This is a genomic window from Bradyrhizobium sp. UFLA06-24, from assembly GCF_054967145.1.
Genome location: NZ_JADFUE010000011.1, coordinates 86082 through 105025, shown reverse-complemented (window position 1 = coordinate 105025; position 18944 = coordinate 86082). Strand labels below are relative to the sequence as shown.

The window sequence follows — 18944 nt, the reverse complement described above, 5'->3', positions numbered from 1 at the left end:
GACGCGCATGGCACTCGACTGCGGCGCAATCTCCAGATGAGCGCTTTACCTGTCGAGTGAATTATGGCGTTCTTGTCCACATTATGGACAAGAGACGCAAGCCGGCCAACAGCCCCACAGAACCGCGGCAAGGCGCGCAGACCATCCGGCGCGCGCTCGCGGTGCTGCGCATTCTTGCCGCAGGCCGCGAGGACGGTGTGCCATTGGCCGAGGTCGTGCAGGCGACCGGCCTCACCCGCCCGACCGTGCACCGCATCGTGCACGTGCTGATCGAGGAAGGCATCGTCGAACGGCACGATCGAACCGGCTGCTATGCGATCGGCAACCAGGTGCCTGAGCTGGCGCTGGCGCGTCCCCAGCCCTCGCCGCTGCTGGTCGCGGCGGGACCTTCGCTACGCCGGGCTTCCGCCGCGATCGGCGACACGCTGTTCCTGACGGTACGGACCGGCAACGACACGCTGTGCGTCGATCGCCGGATCGGCGCCTATCCAATCCAGGTGCTGTCGATCGATGTCGGCGCGCGCCGCCCGCTCGGCGTCTCCAGCGCGGGGGTGGCCATCCTCGCCGCGCTGCCGCCGCAGGATGCGCGAAAGCTTGTCGCGGCCAATGAAAAGAGATTCGAGAGCTACCGCACCGACGCTGCGACCGTGCTCGGCCAGGTCGTCGCGGCACGGCGGCGCGGCTACGGCATGCGGGAGCTTGGCCTCGTGCAGGGCACGAAATCGATATCGACCTGGATCAAGACCCCAGACGGCCGGCCCGCGGCGGCCATGACCGTCTCCGCCGTTCGAACGAGGCTCGGCCCGCGCCGCGAGCAGGAGGTCGCGGAGATCCTGTTGCGCGAGGCGCGTGTCATCGAGCAGGCGATCCGCGGTTAGCGCTCCCGGAGCTCACGCGGCGCTGTCAATGGCTGACTTGCTCCCTCGTTTTGTGGCACAAGGGCCGCCATCGCCGACCGAGCTTTGAGGCCACGCATGCCCGCGCCAAAACCGCCTGCCTTCGAAACCCTGAGCCTGCATGCGGGCCAGCATCCGGATCCCGCGACCGGCGCCCGCGCGGTGCCGATCTACCAGACCACGTCCTACGTTTTCCAGGATTCCGATCACGCGGCGGCGCTGTTCAACCTTGAGCGCGCCGGCCACATCTACACGCGCATCTCCAACCCCACCACCGGCGTGCTGGAAGAGCGGCTTGCGGCGCTCGAAGGCGGCGTCGGCGCGATCTGCACCGCGAGCGGCATGGCGGCGCTGCACCTCGCCATCGCGACGCTGCTCAATGCCGGCGACCATATCGTGGCGTCGAGCTCGCTATATGGCGGCACCATCAACCTGCTCGCGCATACGCTGCCGCGCTTCGGCATCACCACGACCTTCGTGAAGCCGCGCGATCTCGATGCGTTCCGCGCCGCGATCAGGCCGAATACGAAGCTCGTGATCGGCGAGACCATCGGCAATCCCGGCCTCGAGGTGCTTGACATCCCCGAGGTCGCCGCGCTCGCGCATGCGGCGAAGATCCCGCTGCTGATCGACAACACCTTCGCCACGCCCTATCTCAGCCGGCCGATCGAGCTCGGGGCCGACATCGTGATGCATTCGGCGACCAAATGGATCGGCGGCCACGGCATCGCGATCGGCGGCGCCATCGTCGACGGCGGCCGCTTCGACTGGCGCGCATCGGAAAAGTTCGGCGTACTGACCGAGCCCTATGGCGGCTATCACGGCATCGTCTTCGACGAGCAGTTCGGCACTGCCGCCTTCATCATGCGTGCGCGCACGGAAGGTTTGCGCGATTTCGGCGCCTGCCTGTCGCCGACCAACGCGTTCCAGCTGCTGCAGGGCGTCGAGACGCTCGCCGTGCGCATGGACAGGCACATGCAGAACACGCATCTGGTGCTGGAAGCCCTGAAGTCCAACAAGGCGGTCGACTGGGTGCTGCATCCCTCGCTGGAGAACCATCCCGATTATCAGCTGGCAAAAACGCTGCTGCCGCGCGGCGCGGGCTCGATCGTCTCGTTCGGCATCAAGGGTGGCCGGCCCGCGGGCCGAAAGTTCATCGAGAGCTTGCGCATGATCAGCCATCTCGCCAATGTCGGCGACGCCAAGACATTGGTGATACACCCGGCTTCGACCACGCATCAGCAGATGGACGCCGAGCAGCTCAAGGCCGCCGGCATCGGCGAGGAGCTGGTGCGGCTGTCGGTCGGCATCGAGACCGCGTCCGACATCATCGACGATCTCGCGCAGGCGCTGCGCATCTCGCAGAAGGTTTGACAGGATGCAGCTCACCGTCAACGGCACTGAGGTGTTCGTCGCAACCGGCGGCCGCGACTTCGATAAGACGCTGCCTACAGTCGTCTTCCTCCACGGCGCGGGCTTCGACCATTCCACCTGGGCGCTGCATACGCGCTGGTTCGCCCATCACGGCTTCGGCGTGCTGGCGCCTGATCTCCCCGGGCACGGCCGCTCCGCCGGGCCGTCGCTGGGAAGCATCGCCGACATGGCCGATTGGACCTCGGCGCTGCTCGATGCAGCAGGAGCTGCCAAGGCGCACCTGATCGGCCATTCCATGGGATCGCTGATCTCGCTGGAGACCGCCGCGCGGCATCCTAACAAGGTGTCCGCGCTCAGCCTGATCGGCACGGCCGCGACCATGACGGTGGGCCCGGACCTGCTCAAAGCGGCGGAAGCCAACTCGCAGGATGCGAACGACATGGTCTCGATCTGGGGCCTCGGCTTCAGGGCCGAGCTCGGCGGCAGCCTTGCGCCGGGTCTGTGGATGCATGGCGGCGCGCAGGCGGTGTTGAAACACTGCGAACCCGGCGTGCTGTTCCGTGATTTGTCGGCTTGCAATGCCTATGCGAACGCGCTTCAGGCAGCAGCGAGCGTGAAAGTGCCTGTTACCCTCATCCTCGGCGAAAGAGACATGATGACGCCGCCGAAGGCCGGCAAAGCGCTTGCGGCGGCGATTCCGCATGCGAAGACGATCGTGGTGCCGGGCGCCGGCCACATGATCATGGCCGAGCGTCCGGACGAACTGCTGGCGGCCTTGAGGAACTGAGCGGATCAATCGTCCGCGTCATGCGTTGCGGTCGGACGTCCCTGTGAACTCCAGAGGGAACTTGACCCATGCCAAGACAAGAAGTCATTCGCAAAGCCAAGCAGGACAAGCGCGCCGGCAAATCGGCCAGCACGCAGGCCGGCGAATTCGTCAAGGACCAGATCGACAAGATTCGGAAGGGCAAGCACGGTGCGCGCTCGACCAAGCAGGCGATTGCCATCGGCCTGTCCGAGGCGCGCCGCGCCGGCGTCGATCTGCCGCCGCCGCGCAAAGGACGCACCAAGAAATCGACGCGCCGCAGCGCCAAATACGCCTATGAGGCCGGCCAGGGTAAACGCACGCCGAAGCGGCGGCCGAAGGTGTCACGCGCCGTCGAGAACGTCCTGAAGAAGGAGCCGCGCTCGACGGCATCGCGCAAGGCGCTCTCGAAACAAGCCAAGAGCACCGCAAGCCGCCGCAGCGCGGCGTCGCGTTCGGCCGCCGCACGGAAGGCGAGCCGCACCAAGGGCGCCAAGGCCCGCTCCGCCGCCGCGAAGAAGGCGGCGCGCACCAGGGCACGACGGCGAAGCTGATGGCGTGTAGCGGCCTTGTGAGTTGAACGCGAGCTGCTCTCGACTGACGATCCGGTGGTCATTGGATCGAGCGGAGCTTTCATGTCAGAGACTCTCAAGGGGCGCGTCGCGCTCGTCACTGGTGGTTCGCGCGGGATAGGTGCTGCCGTCTGCCGTTCGCTGGCTGGGGCTGGCGCGGCCGTCGCCATCAACTGCCGCGAAAGAATCGACCAAGCCGAGAAGCTCGCGGGCGAAATCGGCCAGCAGGGCGGACGTGCCATCGTCGCCGCCGCCGACGTCTCTCAGCAGGGCGCTGTGGCCGACCTGGTCGAGCGCGTCACGGCCGGGCTCGGGCCGATCGACATTCTCGTCAACAATGCCGGCATTGCGATCACACGCGGCGTCGATGACCTCACCGAGGAGGATTTCGATCGCACCATCCTTGTCAACCTGAAATCCGCCTTTCTGTGCACGCAGGCGGTGCTGCCGTCGATGCGCGCGCGAAACTGGGGCCGCATCGTCAACATCTCCTCGGGTGCTGCGCGGGGCGCCGGCTCGATCGGCCCGCATTACAATGCGTCAAAGGCCGGGATGGAAGGGCTCACCCGCGGCTACGCGGCACGGCTGGTGAAGGAGGGCATCACTGTCAACGCAGTGGCGCCGTCGCTGATAGAGACCGACATGATGAGCGGCCAGCCGCAGCTCGTCAGCCGCATCCCGCTCGGCCGGTTCGGCACCGCGGACGAGGTGGCGAAAGCGGTGATGCTGCTGGTCGACAACGCCTACATGACGGGGCAGACCATCGCGCTGAGCGGTGGGATGGCGTTCAATTAGAGGGCCCCCTCTTCCGGACGCGGGGAATGCGTGCCCACCCTTTGCGTGTGATTGGTGAGAATTCGTGGGCACCGCGCAAGTGCGCCTTTGCCCACCCTACGAATCCCGGCTCGCGACCTGTAAGAGGCTCACCACATCGTCGCGGCCGCCCGCTCCGGCCAGTCGCGATCATACGCCGCGCCGCCGACCTTGTTCTCGCTCATCTCGGCGAGAATCTGGCCCGGCGTCGGCAATGCTTTGGGATCGACGCGCTTGTCGGGGTTCCAGAGGTCGGCGCGGACGATGGCGCGGGCGCATTGGAAGTAGATCTCGTCCACACTCATCACCATGACGCTACGCGGCGCCTTGCCCTGGACCTCGAACGAGGCCAGCAGTTCGGGCGCGACCGAGAGGTGAGCGCGGCCGTTGGCGCGGACCGCATTGCCGGAGCCAGGGATCAGGAACATCAGCGACACCCTGGGATCACGCACGATGTTGCGAAGGGAATCGATCCGGTTGTTGCCGCGCCGGTCGGGCAGCATCAGCGTTTTGGGATCATGGATGCGGACGAAGCCGGGGAGATCGCCGCGCGGCGAGCAGTCGACGCCCTCGGGCCCGATGGTGGCGAGCGCCGCGAACGGCGCCTTCTCGATGAAGATGCGGTAGAGCGGGGTGACATGGTCGGCGACTTTCACGGTCGAGGCGTCGTTGGTGGCGCCATAGATGGCTTCCAGCTGTTCGACCGTTTCGATCACCGTCATTCCGCTCTCCTTGCTGTGCCGGCAACTAGTCCTGCCAGCCTTCATTCCTGATCACGCGCACGAGCTGGCGGCCGTGATAGTCCGCGCTGCCGGCGTTGAGGATGGTGACATCGGCATTGGCCGACGAATCATCGACGCTGCGCGACAGCCGTTCCGCGATATTGCCATCGCTGTGTCGTGCCCGCGCGGCAAGCCGCTGCGCCAGCACGTCCGGCGGCGCCGTGATCGCGGCCACGACCACGTGGGCATAGGCACGGCGCAGCGCGCTGATCACGGTGCGCGAGACGTTGACGACGACGGTGCGGCCGGCGCGGATGTCGTCATTGATCTCCAGCGGCAGTGCATAGGCATGCCCATGCGCGTCCCAATGCACGGCGAAATCGCCATGCTCGCGCACGCGGGCGAATTCGTCCGGGCTCACCGCAATATTGTCCTCGTCGGCCGAGGAGGCACGCGTCACCACGCGGCGCGGAAAGACGATATTCGGATCGTCGGCGCAGGCGGCCTGCGCCAGCCGCAACAGCGTGTCCTTGCCGGCGCCGCTCGGGCCGACCACGAGCACGAGCCGGCCGGGGCCGATCGCGCCCGCCTTGTCCTGTGCCATGGTCCCGGTGTCGCTCATGCGACGCGGCCGCCTTCGCGCCAGACGCTGCGGACCACGGGAACGCTGCCCGCAATGTGGACGCGGATCAGATCGGCGCGCTTGCCGATCGCGATCTCACCGCGGTCGGTGAGGCCGACCGCATCGGCCGGCGCCTTGGTCACGGTGCGAACAGCCGCCGGCAGGCTGATCGAGGGCGCATGCTCGGGCAATTGCAGCGCGCCCATCAAGAGGCTGGACGGGATGTAATCCGACGACAGGATATCGAGCAGGCCTTCGCGCGCGAGATCGACGGCGGCGATGTTGCCCGAATGCGAGCCGCCGCGCACGACGTTGGGCGCGCCCATCAGGATGTCGATGCCGGCCTGGTGCAGGCCGCGCGCGGCCTCCATCGTGGTCGGGAACTCCGCCACCGCCACACCGTCACGCACGGCATCCGCGACATTCTCGTCGGTGGTATCGTCATGGCTCGCCAGCGGAATCCGGTATTCGTGCGCCAAGGCCACGATCTCGCGCATATTGGTTGCGGCATATTTCTTCTGGTACTCGAAGCGCTTTGCAAACAGCTCGTCGAGCTCGGCGTCGGTCTTGCCACCGCCTTTGCCGCGGTAATAGTCGCGCAGCTTGACTTCGTCGCGGAACTGGCGCTGGCCCGGCGTGTGATCCATCAGCGACATCAGCTTGACGTCGGGGCGGTCGATCAGCTCCTTGGCCTCCTCGACCACGCTCGGCATCGGGATTTCGCAGCGCAGATGCAGGAAGTGGTCGGCCCGCAGCAGGCTCGCCTCGCGCGCGCTGGTGATCGCGGCGGCGAGCACGCCGGCGCGGCCGTCGACCTCCTCGGCACCGTCCTCGCGCCAGACCCGGAGCGAGTCGAACACGGTGGTGATACCGGACGTGGCGAGCTGGCCGTCATAGGAGATGACCGCGGCGACCGGATTCCAGAACACTTTCGGGCGCGGCACGTAATGAGCTTCGAGGTGGTCGGTATGAAGCTCGATCAACCCCGGCATGACGAGATCGCCGCCGGCATCCTCGGCACCCGCGGGCGCCCTACCCTCACCGATCTCAGCGATGCGTCCGTCGGTGAGAGCAAGCCAGCCCTGTTCGATCACCCGGTCGGCCAGCACGATCCTGGCGTTGGCGATCACTGTGTCCTTCGGCTTCATTTTCCCCAGTTCCTTCAGGCCGCGGCGGCAAAGCCGGTGACGTCGACGATGCGATCGGCAATCAAATGACGGATTTCGTCGTCATGGACAATGGCGACCATGGCAACGCCCTGGCGCTTCTTCTCGGCAACGAGCTCGACCACGATGGCGCGGTTGGCGGCATCGAGCGAGGCGGTCGGCTCGTCCAGCAGCAGGATCGGCAGCTCCGAGATGAAGCCGCGCGCAATGTTGACGCGCTGTTGCTCACCGCCGGAGAAGGTCGCGGGCGGAAGCTGCCAGAGCCGCTCCGGAATATTGAGGCGATGCAAGAGCTCCCCGGCGCGAGCTTGCGCGTCGGCGCGAGCTGTGCCGCCGGCGATCAGAGGTTCGGCGACGACGTCGATGGTGGCGACGCGCGGCACCGCGCGCAGGAACTGGCTCACATAGCCGATGGTGGAGCGGCGGACGTTGAGCACCTGCCGTGGCTCGGCGGCGGCGAGGTCGATCAGCGCCCCGCGATGACGGATGCCGATGCGGCCGGAGTCGCAGCGGTAGTTGCCAAAGATCATCTTCAGGATCGACGATTTCCCGGCGCCTGATGGCCCCGACAATACGACGCACTCGCCGGGCTGGACCTGAAAGGTGACGCCGCGCACGACGGGCAGTTCGATGCCGCCCTGGAGGTGCATCGTGAAGGTCTTGTTGGCGCCGGCGATGTCGATCATGGCAGTCATCGGAGAACTCATGGCGGCAGTATCGAGGAGACGAGGAGCTGGGTGTAGGGCTCGCGCGGATCGTCCAGCACCTGGTCGGTGAGGCCCGTTTCGATGACGCGGCCGCCCTTCATCACCATCACGCGATGGGACAGCAGCCGCGCGACCGCGAGATCATGGGTGACGATGATGACGGCGAGATGCAATTCGGCGACGAGATTGCGCAGGAGATCGAGCAGACGGGCCTGCACCGAGACGTCGAGGCCGCCGGTCGGCTCGTCCATGAACACCAGCCGCGGGCCGGTGACGAGGTTGCGCGCGATCTGCAGGCGCTGGCGCATGCCGCCCGAATAGGTGCGCGGCGCATCGTCGATGCGCGCGACGTCGATCTCTACCCGCGTGAGCCAGTCGGAGGCGGATTCGCGGATGCGGCCGTAATGATTCCAGCCCACCGCCATCAGCCGCTCGCCGACATTGGCGCCGGCGGAAACGGCCATGCGCAGGCCCTGCGCCGGATCCTGGTGCACGAATCCCCAATCGGTGCGAAACAGCAGGCGCCGCTCGGCCTCGCCGAGCGAGGCGAGATCGCGGGTGATACCGTCGCGCATGCGATAAGATACCTGTCCGCCGCTGGCCGCGAGCTGGCCCGACAGCAATTGCAGCAACGTCGACTTACCGGAACCGGATTCGCCGACGATTGCCAGCACCTCGCCGGGATAGAGCGAGAAGGACACATCGCGGCATGCGGCGATACGGCCGTAGGACTTGCTCAAGCCATCAGCGATGAGCAGCGGCTGATCGGTTTCCAGAAGATCAGCCATTTTCTTTCCCTTGTGCTTCTCCCTGCGGCTGGTCCTTGTATGGCGCAGCACTCAAGGCACCACGATGGCCGGCGGCCTGGCGGCCCTCGCAATAGTCGGTATCCGAGCAGACGAACATGCGGCTGCCGTTGTCGTCGGTGACGATCTCATCGAGATAGGAGTTTTCGGCCCCGCACAGCGCGCAGGGCGCATTGAAGCGGTAGGGCTCGAACGGGTGATCCTCGAAATCGAGCGACATCACCTGGGTATACGGCGGGATCGCATAGATGCGCTTCTCGCGGCCGGCGCCGAACAATTGCAACGCCGGGCAATTGTCCATCTTGGGATTGTCGAATTTCGGCGTCGGCGACGGGTCCATCACGTAGCGCGCGTTCACCTTCACGGGATAGGCGTATGCGGTCGCGATGTGACCGAAGCGGGCGATGTCCTCGTAAAGTTTCACATGCATCAGGCCGTATTCGGCGAGCGCATGCATGCGCCGCGTCTCGGTTTCGCGCGGCTCGAGGAAGCGCAGCGGTTCCGGAATCGGCACCTGATAGACCAGCACCTGGTTCGCATGAAGCGAGGTCTCGGGGATGCGGTGGCGCGTCTGGATCACCGTCGCCTCATCGGTCGAGGTCGTCGTCGCGACGCCCGCGGTCTTGGCGAAGAATTTACGGATCGAGATCGCATTGGTGGTGTCGTCAGAACCCTGGTCGATCACCTTCAACACATCCTGGGGCCCTAGGATTGCGGCCGTCACCTGCACGCCACCAGTGCCCCAGCCATAGGGCATCGGCATTTCGCGGCTGGCGAACGGCACCTGATAGCCGGGGATCGCGATCGCCTTCAGGATCGCGCGGCGGATCATCCGCTTTGTCTGCTCGTCGAGATAGGCGAAATTGTAGGCGGGCGCGTTCATTCCGCGGCCTCCTTCATGGCATCGGGCGTATTGGCCTCGGAGGAGGATTCGGCAAATTCCTTGCGCAGCTTGCGCAAGAGGCCGAGCTCGGACTGGAAGTCGACATAGTGCGGCAGCTTGAGGTGCTCGACGAAGCCGGTGGCCTGGACGTTGTCCGAATGCGACAACACGAATTCTTCATCCTGTGCCGGAGCGAGGGCCTCTTCACCCAGCTCCCGGGCACGCAGGGCGCGATCGACCAACGCCATCGACATGGTCTTGCGCTCGCTCTGCCCGAAGGCGAGACCGTAGCCCCGCGTGAAGCATGGTGCTTCCGTGGCCGAGCCCTTGAACTGGTTGACCATCTGGCACTCCGTCAGCTCGATCGATCCGAGCGGCACGGCGAAGCCGACGCCTTCGGCGGCAAATTCGACCTCGACCTCGCCAAAGCGGATCTCGCCGGCGAAGGGATGATTGCGGCCGTAGCCGCGCTGGGTGGAGTAACCCATCGCCAGCAGGAATCCTTCGTCGCCGCGCGCCAGATTCTGCAGACGCAGATCCCGCTCGGCAGGGAAGTTGAGCGGCTCGCGGGTGAGGTCGCCGACACTGGCGCCCTCCTCGGCTCGCGGAGAGGTCTCGATCAGCCCGTCCCGGCCCAGAATATCGGTTACGCGCGGCGTCGGCGCCGTCGAGGCTTCGGCCACAGCCGGCGCCTCCGGCACGAATCCTTCCGCAAGCGAGGGATCGAGCAGACGGTGTGTATAGTCGAAAGTCGGTCCGAGGATCTGCCCGCCGGGAATGTCCTTGAAGGTCGAGGACACGCGCCGCTGCACCCGCATCGCGCCGGTGTCAACAGGCTGGCTGGCGCCGAAGCGCGGCAAGGTGGCGCGGAAGGCGCGGACCAGGAAGATCGCCTCGATCAGATCGCCGCGCGCCTGCTTGATGGCGAGCGCCGCGAGCTCCCGATCATAGAGCGAGCCCTCGCTCATGACGCGGTCGACGGCCAGCCCAAGCTGCTCCGAGATCTGGTCGAGCGAGAGCTCAGGCACGCTTTGGTCGCCTCGCCGCGCATTGGCGAGCAGGCGATGGGCGTTCTCGATGGCGCGTTCGCCGCCCTTGACTGCGACATACATGCGTCAGCCTCCCTTGGTCACGATGCGCGTCGTGCGCGGGATCGCTACCACGGCATCGCCGGCAACCAGAACCAGGTCGATGCCGCGCGGAAACAGCGCCTCGTTGATGCGCAGACGCTCGAACAGGTCGAACGGCTTGATCGAGGCATGGAGCGTCGCGACGCCATCGATGCCTGGGCCACGCAGCTCGAAGCTGCGGCCGGAGTCCAGATTATCGACCTGAATGATCAGAGTGGTCGAACGGTCAGGGTATTCATTGGTGCCGAGCGCGAACCGTTCGAGCGCGGGCAGCGCGCCGCCGTCGCTGATCAGCGCGAACGAGGCAACCGACGTGTCCTGCACCACGGGCGCGCCGGTGTGAAATTTCAACCACTTCAGGACGTCGGAGCTTTCCGACATCCCTGCATCGAGCCAGAGCGGCGTGTCGTGGTCGAACAGCGTCAGCGCGATCGCGGCGGTGCCGCGCATCATGGGGCCCGCCGTTCCCGCCATTGGCACGATGCGCTGGACCGAACCCGGCCGGGCCATCGCATCCATCACCGAGCGAAAGGTCGATTGCGCCGACAACACCTTGTCGGCGAATCCCGGCGGCAGCTCCGCAATCGTGGTCATGGCTTCACCCCTCACCGCGCACCATGGTGTAGAAATCAACCTTTGTCGCCGCAGCCTGTTCGGCCTGCTGCTTGCGCCGGACCATAAGCTGCTCGCGCAACGGCGCGATTACATCGCGCTCGACGGTCGCAGCAAAGTCGCGCGACTGCACCAGCGCATCGCACAGGGCGATCAACCGCGCCTTCTCGCCGTCGCGCCCAAGCGTGTAGCCGAACCCCACCTCGCCGCTCGCAAGCCGCACCGCCGCGCGCGACACGGTGGCTTCTCCGAGATTGAACGGCGCGCCGTCCCCGCCGACCCGGCCGCGCAGCATGACGAGACCGTTTTCCGGCATACGCAGATCCTGATGGCCTGGCAGGGGAATCGTGCGGAGACGGGCGGCGATCTCGCCCGCCTCCGCGTGCGCCAGCACGGCCATGACGGCCTGGCGCTGGGCTTGCTGGGTATTGTGTTGGCTCACCGAAATCACCGAACTTAGGGAAGAACTTGCCGAATCCAAGTTGTCTATTATACTAGACAACTTCATACGGGAGCGCCATGACTGTTTCGTGACAAGGGTGTGATTTTCGGGCTAGGCTGATCGGCGATATGAGCATGCAGGACACCGCCTCCTCGGGCGTCGCGCTGTGGCGCCTCGTTGCCGATGGCATCGAACGCGGCATCGCCGACGGCCGCTTCGCCGCCGGCGACAAGCTGCCGGGCGAGATGGAGATCGCCGAAACTTACCGGGTCAACAGGCATACCGTGCGGCGCGCGCTCGCGGCCCTTGCCGAGCGCGGCCTCGTGCGCGCCGAGCGCGGCAGCGGCACCTATGTCGAGGCGCAGAAGCTCGCCTATCCCTTGCGCTCGCGCACGCGCTTCTCCGAGATCGTCGGTGCGGACGGCCGCGAGCCGCATGGAAAGATGATCGAGGCGTCAGACGATGTCGCAACGCGCGAGCTCGCACGGGAATTGGGATTGAAGACCGGCGCGCCCCTGGTGCGGATCGAAGCGATTCGCCTCGCCGACCGCACCCCGATCTGCGTCTCGACCACATGGCTGTCGGCCGAGCTGTTTCCAGGCGCGGGCACGGTGTTTGCCGCCACGCGTTCGATGACGAAGATGCTGGAGCATTACGGAATCCGCGACTACCGCCGCGGCGCCACGAGGATCACCGCCGGCATTGTCGATGCGACCGACGCCGCGCGCCTCGACCTGCCGCTGGGGCGACCGATCCTGGTGGTCGACGCGACCGACCAAGATCTCGACGGCAAGCCGCTGGTGACGAAGCACTCGCGGTTCGCAGCGGAGCGGGTGGAGTTTTTGGTCGAGCCTTAAGGCACAGCCTCTTCTCCCTCGCCCCATTCTTACGGGGAGAGGGTTGGGGTGAGGGGCTGCCTCCGCAATGACGGTGAGAGACAGACTCCCCCTCACCCGGAATTTGCTTCGCAAATTCGGGCCTCTCCCCGCAAGCGGGGAGAGGCGAAGGACTCAGGCCACAGCCCTTCGCCCGATAATCGCAAAGCGCAGCTTGCCGGAGATGAAATCGATTCCTGCGACGGCGACCAGGATCATCAGGATCAGGAACGACACTTTCTGCCATTCCAGCACGCGGATCTGCTCGGCGAGCTGCAGGCCGATTCCGCCGGCGCCGACGATGCCGATGATAGTGGCCGAGCGCGTGTTCGATTCGATGAAATACAGCACCTGACCGGCGATGACGGGAAGCACCTGCGGCATCAGGCCGAAGCGGATCTCGTGCAGCGCGCTGCCGCCGGAGGCGCGGATGCCCTCGACCTGTCTCTGGTCGGCGCCTTCGATCGCCTCGGAGAACAGCTTGCCGAAAGCGCCGAAATCCGACACGGCAATGGCGAGCACGCCGGCGAATGGGCCGAGTCCCACCACGTTGATCCACACCAGTGCCCAGATCAGCGTATCGACGCCGCGGATCGAATCGAGCAAGCGACGCACCGGAAAGCGCAGGATGATCGACGGCACGACGTTGCGCGCCGCGAGCAGGCTGACCGGCAGCGCGAGCACTGCCGCGAGCGTGGTGCCGAGCAGCGCGATCGACAGCGTCTCGCCAAGCGCCTTCAGATAGAGCGGCAGCGAGGAGCCGGGATCTGGCGGGATCATCATCATGCTGATCCAGCCGAGCTGGCTCAGCCCCGAAATGAAACGCGACGGCGAGAAATCGAGATCGACCAGGCCGAACGCGAAGATCGCCAGTGCAGCGGCAAGCACGACAGGCGTCGCCATGCGCGACGATGCGGGCCGATCGAAGATTTGGGGATAGCGGCCGCGGAGTTCCGCGGCATTCACCTCCGGCTTCCTGCTCACGTCCGCGCCTCCTTGCCGAACAGGCGGCCGCGCACCCAGCCGGTCGTGATGTCGATCAGGAAGACCGTGACGATGACGGTCACGAGGATCGCGCTGACGTCGGAGTAGTAGAATTTTCGGATCGCGACGATCAGCTCCTGCCCGATGCCGCCGGCGCCGACGAAGCCCATCACAGAGGCCTCGCGCACGTTGATCTCGAAGCGCAGCAGCGCATAGCTGGCGTAGCCCGCCGAGACCTGCGGCAGGATCGCAAAGCGCATGCAGGAGAGCCAGCTCGCGCCGGTGGAACGAATGCCCTCGACCGGCTTCATGTCGGCATTCTCGACGATCTCCGAGAACAGCTTTCCGAGCGCGCCGGTGGAGTGGATCGCGATCGCGAGCACACCGGCCATCGGGCCGAGGCCGAACGCGATGACGAAGATCAGCGCGAAGACGATGCCGGGCACCGTGCGCGCGAATTCGAGCAGGCGCCGCACCGTGAAGAGCAGCCAGCGCGCGGGAGAGGTATTCTCGGCAGCGAAGAAGTTCAACGCGAAAGCGAGGACGGCACCGAGCAGCGTGCCGACATAGCTGATCAGCAGCGTCTCGCCGAGCAGCTTCAGCCATTTGTGCAGGCCCCAGAACCACTCGCCGACATTGGTCCAGACCCGCTGGCCGCCGTCGAGGGTGAGGATGCGGTCGAAATAGCTGACGAAGTTGCCGAAATATGTGAAGAAGGTGCGAAGGTTCACCTCGGCGCCGATCGACGACACGATCATCGCGGCAAGGAAAACGGCGAGGCCCGCTAGGAGACGCAGGCGCTTGCGCGCAACCGCCTTGCGATAGGCGCTGTTCAGTGCTGCGAGCTGCTGCTCCGGGAGAATCGAGACCGCGATCGTCATCTGTTCGGCGGATAGGTCCATCAAGAAAAAGAGCCGGGTCCATCGACCCGGCTCGAGGTGCATCGTCCCGACGAGCTCAGGACGCCTTCTTACGCAGATTGTCGACGAACTTAATCAGCTCGATGGTCTTGTTGTAGTCCTCGGTGGCGACCGGCTCCCACGGCTTGTTCTTGCCGTCGGAGAGCTTCTTGAACGCCTCGGGGTCCTTCTGCGCCGCGTCGAGGAAGGCCTTCTTGATCGCGGCCTTCATGTCTTCAGGCAGGTCGCTGAGATAGGCGTAGGGCGAGTTGATGATGAGGTCGGACTTCACGATGATGCGGAAATCCTCCTTCTTCATCACGGTGCCATCGGCCGACTTCACCATGCCCTTGTTGAGCATGCGGGTCAGGTTGGAATCGTCGTCCGCGTTCCACCAATTGGCGGCGACGTCGACGGTGCCCTGGGCCAGTGCGAGAACGGCGTTCTCGTGGCTCCCGGTGAAGACCACCTTGGAGAAATAGGCGTCGGGATCGATGCCCATCGCATTCAGCTTGAAGCGGGGCATGTTGTTGCCGGACGTGGAATTCGGATCGACAAGCCCGAGATTCTTGCCCTTGAGGTCTTCGATCTTCTGGTAGGGCGACTTCGCCAGCACGTAGAAGACGGAATAGTAGCCCTTCGAACCGTCGGAGTTGACGTCGATGACGAAGGCGTCGGTCTTGACGCCGGTGAGACGGGCACGCGCAAAGGATGCCGGACCATAATAGCCGATCTGGATATTGCCGGCGCGCTGGCCTTCGATGAGGGCAGCGTAGTCATTGGCGACGCGCAGCGTCACCTTGACGCCGAGTTCCTTCGATAGATAGCTGATGAAGGGAGCGTAGCGCTCTGTCACGCCCGAGCCGTTCTCCGCCGGAATCGCGGCGAAGGTGATTTCCGGATATTTCGCCCGCCAGTCTTCGGCGGAAGCGGATCCGGCAAAGGTCAGCGCGGCTGCGCCGGCAAGAACCAGTCTGCGAGTGATCATCGTTAGCCCCTTCTTTGGTTAAGGTCGGTTCGTATGAAAGCAAGCAGCGTGACGCCGCTCAGGCCGCCGCGGCCGTTCCGAGTGCCGGGACGCCCGTATGCACCGGCGCAGGCGTAGCGCCCATGACGTCGGCGGCTTCGAGATCGTAAAGCTCGCGCGCGACGAGATCGGTCAGCGCCGACGGCGCGCCGTCGAACACCACGCGGCCCGCCGCCATGCCGATCAGGCGGTCGCAATAGCCGCGCGCCAGGTCGAGAGAATGCAGATTGCAGAGCACGGTGATGCCGAAATGCTTGTTGATGCGCAGCAGCGCATCCATGACGATCTTGGTATTGCGCGGATCGAGCGAGGCGATCGGCTCGTCGGCGAGGATGATGTCGGGCTGCTGCACCAGGGCGCGGGCGATCGCGACGCGCTGCTGCTGGCCGCCGGAGAGCTGGTCAGCACGCTGCGCGGCGAGCGCGGCGATATCGAACTGTTCGAGCGCCGACATCGCCAGCGCCTTGTCCTGCTCGGACCAGAGCTGCGACAGCGAGCGCCAGGCCGGCATGGTGGCGAGACGCCCCATCAGCACGTTGGTCAGCACGTCGAGCCGGCCGACCAGGTTGAACTGCTGGAAGATCATCGCCGAGCGCGCCCGCCACTGCCGCAGCTCCCGGCCGCGCAAGGAGGTGACGTTGAGGCCGTCGAACAGGATGCGGCCCTGGGTCGGCGTCACCAGACGGTTGATGGTCCGCAGCAGGGTCGACTTGCCGGCGCCGGAGCGCCCGATCACACCGACGAAGCTGCCGGGAGCGATTTGAAACGAAGCGTCGTCCACCGCGGCTTTTGCGCCGAAGCGGCACGTCAGACCTTCCAACACCAGCATGCAGAGCTCCCGAGTAGCAGCTGGAGCCAACCGCTAACGCGCGTGCTTAACACTTGTGTGACACCGGGACCGCAGTGCGGCGATCCAGCACATCTCATCCCCTGTCATCGTCGCGTCACGACATCGTCATCAAGGCACTCGAAGAGGAACGCCCGTCCTCGAACTTCCGGATGCAATATGGCCAAGGTGCTATCGGTCGAGCCGACCATCGATCCTTCCGCGAAGCTGCACGAGACGCGGCTCGGCGCTTACACCGAGGTGGGCGCGCGGACGATCCTGCATGGAGTGGCGATGGACGATTACTCCTATGTCGTCAACGACGCGCAGATCACCTACACGACGATCGGAAAGTTCTGCTCGATCGCGGCGATGACGCGTATCAATCCCGGCAATCACCCGATGCATCGCGCCACGCAGGCCCACTTCACCTACCGCTCCAGTGCTTACTTCCCGAGCGAGAGCGACGACGCCGAGTTCTTTGATTGGCGGCGGCAGCATCATGTCCGTATCGGCCACGACGTCTGGATCGGATATGGCGCGATCGTGCTGCCCGGCCGCAACATCGGCACCGGCGCCGTGATTGCGGCCGGCGCCATCGTCACCAAGGACGTGCCGGCCTACACCATCGTCGCGGGGAATCCGGCGCGCATCGTTCGGCGCCGGTTCTCCGAGGAGATTGCCGGACGGCTCGCGGAGCTGGCCTGGTGGGACTGGGATCACGACAAATTGCGTGCAGCACTGCCCGATTTCCGCAAGCTCTCGATTGAAGAATTCCTGGCAGCATACGAAGCAGGTTCATCTTCCACCAAACGAAGCGCGGTCGCGTGACAGACATTTTCCTTGAAGCCGGCCGAACCCTGATCGGCTCCGACCTCGTCGAAACATCCCTCGGGGTGTCCGGAACCGACATTGCTCAGATCGATGCGCCGCGCGGCCGGGCGCGGCTCGCGATCGATGCGCGCAATCTGCTGGTGCTCCCCGGCATCGTGGATCTACACGGCGACGCCTTCGAGCGGCAGATGATGCCGCGCGCCGGCGTCGATTTCCCGATCGACGTGGCACTGGCGGAGACGGACCGCCAGGTCATCAGCAACGGCATCACCACGGTTTTCCACGCCACGACCTGGTCGTGGGAGCCCGGCTTGCGCAGCGGCGACAACGCGCGACGTCTGCTCGAGGCGATCGAGCGGCAGCGTCCGCATTTCGCCGCCGACACCCGCTTCCATTTGCGGCATGAGACCTACAATCTCGATGCCGAGGCAGAGATCGGCCAGTGGCTCGCCGAGGGCCGCGTCGACCTGTTCGCCTTCAACGATCACATGGACGGCACCGTCGCCGACATGGCCAGCCCGCGCAAGCGCAACCGCATGGTGGAGCGCACCGGACTGTCGAGCGCGGCGTTCGACAAGCTGGTTGCGCGTATCGTGTCGCGTGCGGCCGATGTTCCGGCCTCGATCACCCGACTGGCCGCGGCGGCGCGCACCGCCGGGGTGCGGATGCTCTCCCATGACGATGCGACGCCGGAGATGCGCCGGGACTTTCGTACCATGGGCGTGACGCTCGCCGAGTTTCCAATCAACGAGGAGACCGCGCGCGAAGCCGCGGCCGCCGGCGACGACATCGTCTACGGCGCGCCGAACGTCGTGCGGGGCGGCAGCCACACCGGCTGGACCAAGGCATCGGATATGATCGCCAAGGGGCTCTGCTCCGTGCTGGCCTCGGACTACTATTACCCCGCTCCGCTGCTCGCCGCGTTCCGCCTCGCCGCGGACGGCGTGCTGCCGCTGGGCGAGGCCTGGAAGCTGATCTCGTCGGCGCCCGCGCAAGCCACCGGCTTGACCGATCGCGGCACGATCGCCGCAGGGCATCGCGCCGACATCCTGCTCGTCGACGACAGCGTACCGCTGCGACCGCGATTGGTTGCGGTGATATCGGCCGGAAAGCTCGTGCATCTGACTGATGCAACGCGGCTGCTCGGCACGGCAACAATGCCGCGCGAGACTGTCGTTGCGGCATAATTTGGCTATGCTGCGACGATGACAGGTTTTCCCCGCTATGCGATCTACTTTGCCGCCGGCGCTGACAACGCGCTGTCCCGCTTCGGCGCCGAGCTGCTGGGCTATGAGGCTTACACCGGAAACGAGGTCTCGTTTCCGGATGAGGCGCTCCGCGTCGCGCCGGACTGGCGCGACGTCACCGCCGATCCCCGCAAATACGGATTTCACGGCACGTTGAAGGCACCGATGGCCCTGGCATCAGGCAGGACCGAGGCCGAGCTCGTGACTGCGTGCGCGACATTCGCCGGCAAGGTGCGGCCGATTCCGCTGATCCGGCCGATCGTCGATGCCATCAGCGGCTTCATCGCCGTCATCCCCGCCGAACCTGTCGACGCTCTCCAGCAATTGGCCGCCGATTGCGTCCGCGATTTCGATTGCTTTCGCCCAGCGCTCACGGCGGAAGATCGCGCGCGGCGCAAGCCCGAAAAGCTGAGCCAGCGCCAGCGCGAATATCTCGATCGCTGGGGCTACCCTTACGTGATGGAAGAATTCCGCTTCCACATGACGCTGACGGGAAGGCTCGATGCCGAGCGGCACGGGCCCATCCTGGAGATGCTGCGCAGACGGTTCGCGGCGCTGAAGCTCGATACGCTCGAGATCGATCGCATCACGCTGTTCAAACAGGATGAGGCGAAAGCACGCTTTCGCATCATTGGTGAGTGGAAGCTGGCGCGATAGCCTCAACAAACTCGGTCGTTGCGAGCGCAGGGAAGCAATCCAGAC

At 65.5% G+C, this 18944-nt stretch carries 22 protein-coding genes; 9 read left to right on the top strand and 13 right to left on the bottom strand.

Annotation, left to right across the window (positions count from 1 at the left end; translation table 11 throughout):
* Positions 1-83: 83 nt before the first annotated feature.
* The 5 genes from IF809_RS12235 to IF809_RS12215 all read left to right on the top strand — a co-directional run bounded on the left by IF809_RS12235 (position 84) and on the right by IF809_RS12215 (position 4442).
* Positions 84-878, top strand: coding sequence for an IclR family transcriptional regulator (locus tag IF809_RS12235; RefSeq protein ID WP_462837690.1), 795 nt, complete (start codon positions 84-86; stop codon positions 876-878).
* A gap of 96 nt (positions 879-974) precedes the next feature.
* A complete protein-coding gene (locus IF809_RS12230; RefSeq protein WP_453994801.1) occupies positions 975-2270 on the top strand; it encodes an O-acetylhomoserine aminocarboxypropyltransferase in 1296 nt (431 codons plus the stop codon).
* Between the two features lie 4 nt (positions 2271-2274).
* A complete protein-coding gene (locus IF809_RS12225; protein ID WP_453981713.1) occupies positions 2275-3057 on the top strand; it encodes an alpha/beta fold hydrolase in 783 nt (260 codons plus the stop codon).
* A gap of 68 nt (positions 3058-3125) precedes the next feature.
* Entirely contained in the window at positions 3126-3629 is a 504-nt protein-coding gene (locus tag IF809_RS12220; RefSeq protein ID WP_453994799.1) for a DUF6496 domain-containing protein, read from the top strand.
* Between the two features lie 81 nt (positions 3630-3710).
* On the top strand, positions 3711-4442 hold the full coding sequence (locus tag IF809_RS12215) for an SDR family NAD(P)-dependent oxidoreductase (protein ID WP_453994797.1): 732 nt from the start codon (positions 3711-3713) through the stop codon (positions 4440-4442).
* A 128-nt stretch (positions 4443-4570) separates the two neighbouring features.
* Here the strand turns inward: IF809_RS12215 and IF809_RS12210 are convergent, their stop codons facing one another.
* From IF809_RS12210 to phnG, 9 genes are read right to left on the bottom strand one after another with little or no spacing between them, the layout of a single operon-like run.
* Entirely contained in the window at positions 4571-5182 is a 612-nt protein-coding gene (locus IF809_RS12210; RefSeq protein WP_453981710.1) for a pyridoxamine 5'-phosphate oxidase family protein, read from the bottom strand.
* Between the two features lie 25 nt (positions 5183-5207).
* On the bottom strand, positions 5208-5804 hold the full coding sequence (gene phnN, locus IF809_RS12205) for a phosphonate metabolism protein/1,5-bisphosphokinase (PRPP-forming) PhnN (RefSeq protein WP_453994795.1): 597 nt from the start codon (positions 5802-5804) through the stop codon (positions 5208-5210).
* Entirely contained in the window at positions 5801-6952 is a 1152-nt protein-coding gene (locus IF809_RS12200) for an alpha-D-ribose 1-methylphosphonate 5-triphosphate diphosphatase (RefSeq protein ID WP_453981708.1), read from the bottom strand. Before IF809_RS12200 ends, phnN begins: the two co-directional genes overlap by 4 nt.
* A 14-nt stretch (positions 6953-6966) precedes the next feature.
* Positions 6967-7665 carry a phosphonate C-P lyase system protein PhnL gene (gene phnL / locus IF809_RS12195; protein ID WP_453994793.1) on the bottom strand — a complete coding sequence of 233 codons (699 nt, stop codon included), beginning with the start codon at positions 7663-7665 and terminating at the stop codon, positions 6967-6969.
* A gap of 8 nt (positions 7666-7673) precedes the next feature.
* Positions 7674-8465: a phosphonate C-P lyase system protein PhnK gene (phnK, locus tag IF809_RS12190; protein ID WP_453994791.1), complete on the bottom strand. Its 792-nt coding sequence runs from the start codon at positions 8463-8465 to the stop codon at positions 7674-7676.
* On the bottom strand, positions 8458-9366 hold the full coding sequence (locus IF809_RS12185) for an alpha-D-ribose 1-methylphosphonate 5-phosphate C-P-lyase PhnJ (protein ID WP_453981707.1): 909 nt from the start codon (positions 9364-9366) through the stop codon (positions 8458-8460). The genes phnK and IF809_RS12185 overlap by 8 nt, the downstream gene beginning before the upstream one ends.
* Positions 9363-10478 carry a carbon-phosphorus lyase complex subunit gene (locus IF809_RS12180; RefSeq protein WP_462837689.1) on the bottom strand — a complete coding sequence of 372 codons (1116 nt, stop codon included), beginning with the start codon at positions 10476-10478 and terminating at the stop codon, positions 9363-9365. The genes IF809_RS12185 and IF809_RS12180 overlap by 4 nt, the downstream gene beginning before the upstream one ends.
* Before the next feature lie 3 nt (positions 10479-10481).
* Positions 10482-11090 carry a phosphonate C-P lyase system protein PhnH gene (gene phnH / locus IF809_RS12175; protein ID WP_462837688.1) on the bottom strand — a complete coding sequence of 203 codons (609 nt, stop codon included), beginning with the start codon at positions 11088-11090 and terminating at the stop codon, positions 10482-10484.
* Positions 11091-11094: 4 nt separating this feature from the next.
* Positions 11095-11508, bottom strand: coding sequence for a phosphonate C-P lyase system protein PhnG (gene phnG / locus IF809_RS12170; protein ID WP_453997517.1), 414 nt, complete (start codon positions 11506-11508; stop codon positions 11095-11097).
* A 170-nt stretch (positions 11509-11678) separates the two neighbouring features.
* Between phnG and phnF the strand changes: the two genes are divergently transcribed.
* Positions 11679-12407 carry a phosphonate metabolism transcriptional regulator PhnF gene (phnF, locus tag IF809_RS12165; RefSeq protein WP_453994785.1) on the top strand — a complete coding sequence of 243 codons (729 nt, stop codon included), beginning with the start codon at positions 11679-11681 and terminating at the stop codon, positions 12405-12407.
* 153 nt (positions 12408-12560) lie between these two features.
* Here phnF and phnE (IF809_RS12160) read toward each other — a convergent pair whose 3' ends face one another.
* From phnE (IF809_RS12160) to phnC, 4 genes are all read right to left on the bottom strand, one after another.
* Positions 12561-13328, bottom strand: a complete 768-nt coding sequence (gene phnE / locus IF809_RS12160) for a phosphonate ABC transporter, permease protein PhnE (protein WP_373291748.1) — start codon at positions 13326-13328, stop codon at positions 12561-12563.
* A 77-nt stretch (positions 13329-13405) separates the two neighbouring features.
* Entirely contained in the window at positions 13406-14290 is an 885-nt protein-coding gene (phnE, locus tag IF809_RS12155; RefSeq protein WP_453997515.1) for a phosphonate ABC transporter, permease protein PhnE, read from the bottom strand.
* 76 nt (positions 14291-14366) lie between these two features.
* On the bottom strand, positions 14367-15296 hold the full coding sequence (gene phnD / locus IF809_RS12150; RefSeq protein ID WP_128963868.1) for a phosphonate ABC transporter substrate-binding protein: 930 nt from the start codon (positions 15294-15296) through the stop codon (positions 14367-14369).
* A 58-nt stretch (positions 15297-15354) separates the two neighbouring features.
* On the bottom strand, positions 15355-16164 hold the full coding sequence (gene phnC, locus IF809_RS12145; RefSeq protein WP_462837687.1) for a phosphonate ABC transporter ATP-binding protein: 810 nt from the start codon (positions 16162-16164) through the stop codon (positions 15355-15357).
* Between the two features lie 177 nt (positions 16165-16341).
* Here phnC and IF809_RS12140 point away from each other — a divergent pair, with 177 nt between their 5' ends.
* Genes IF809_RS12140 through IF809_RS12130 form a run of 3 tightly spaced genes read left to right on the top strand, consistent with a single transcriptional unit; the run spans position 16342 to position 18899 of the window.
* Complete coding sequence (locus IF809_RS12140) at positions 16342-16992, top strand: LbetaH domain-containing protein (protein WP_462837686.1); 651 nt, start codon at positions 16342-16344, stop codon at positions 16990-16992.
* Positions 16989-18182 (top strand): alpha-D-ribose 1-methylphosphonate 5-triphosphate diphosphatase, encoded by a 1194-nt coding sequence (locus IF809_RS12135; RefSeq protein WP_453994782.1) that lies wholly within the window; start codon positions 16989-16991, stop codon positions 18180-18182. Before IF809_RS12140 ends, IF809_RS12135 begins: the two co-directional genes overlap by 4 nt.
* 18 nt (positions 18183-18200) lie before the next feature.
* Complete coding sequence (locus tag IF809_RS12130; RefSeq protein WP_453994780.1) at positions 18201-18899, top strand: DUF1045 domain-containing protein; 699 nt, start codon at positions 18201-18203, stop codon at positions 18897-18899.
* Positions 18900-18944 lie beyond the last annotated feature (45 nt).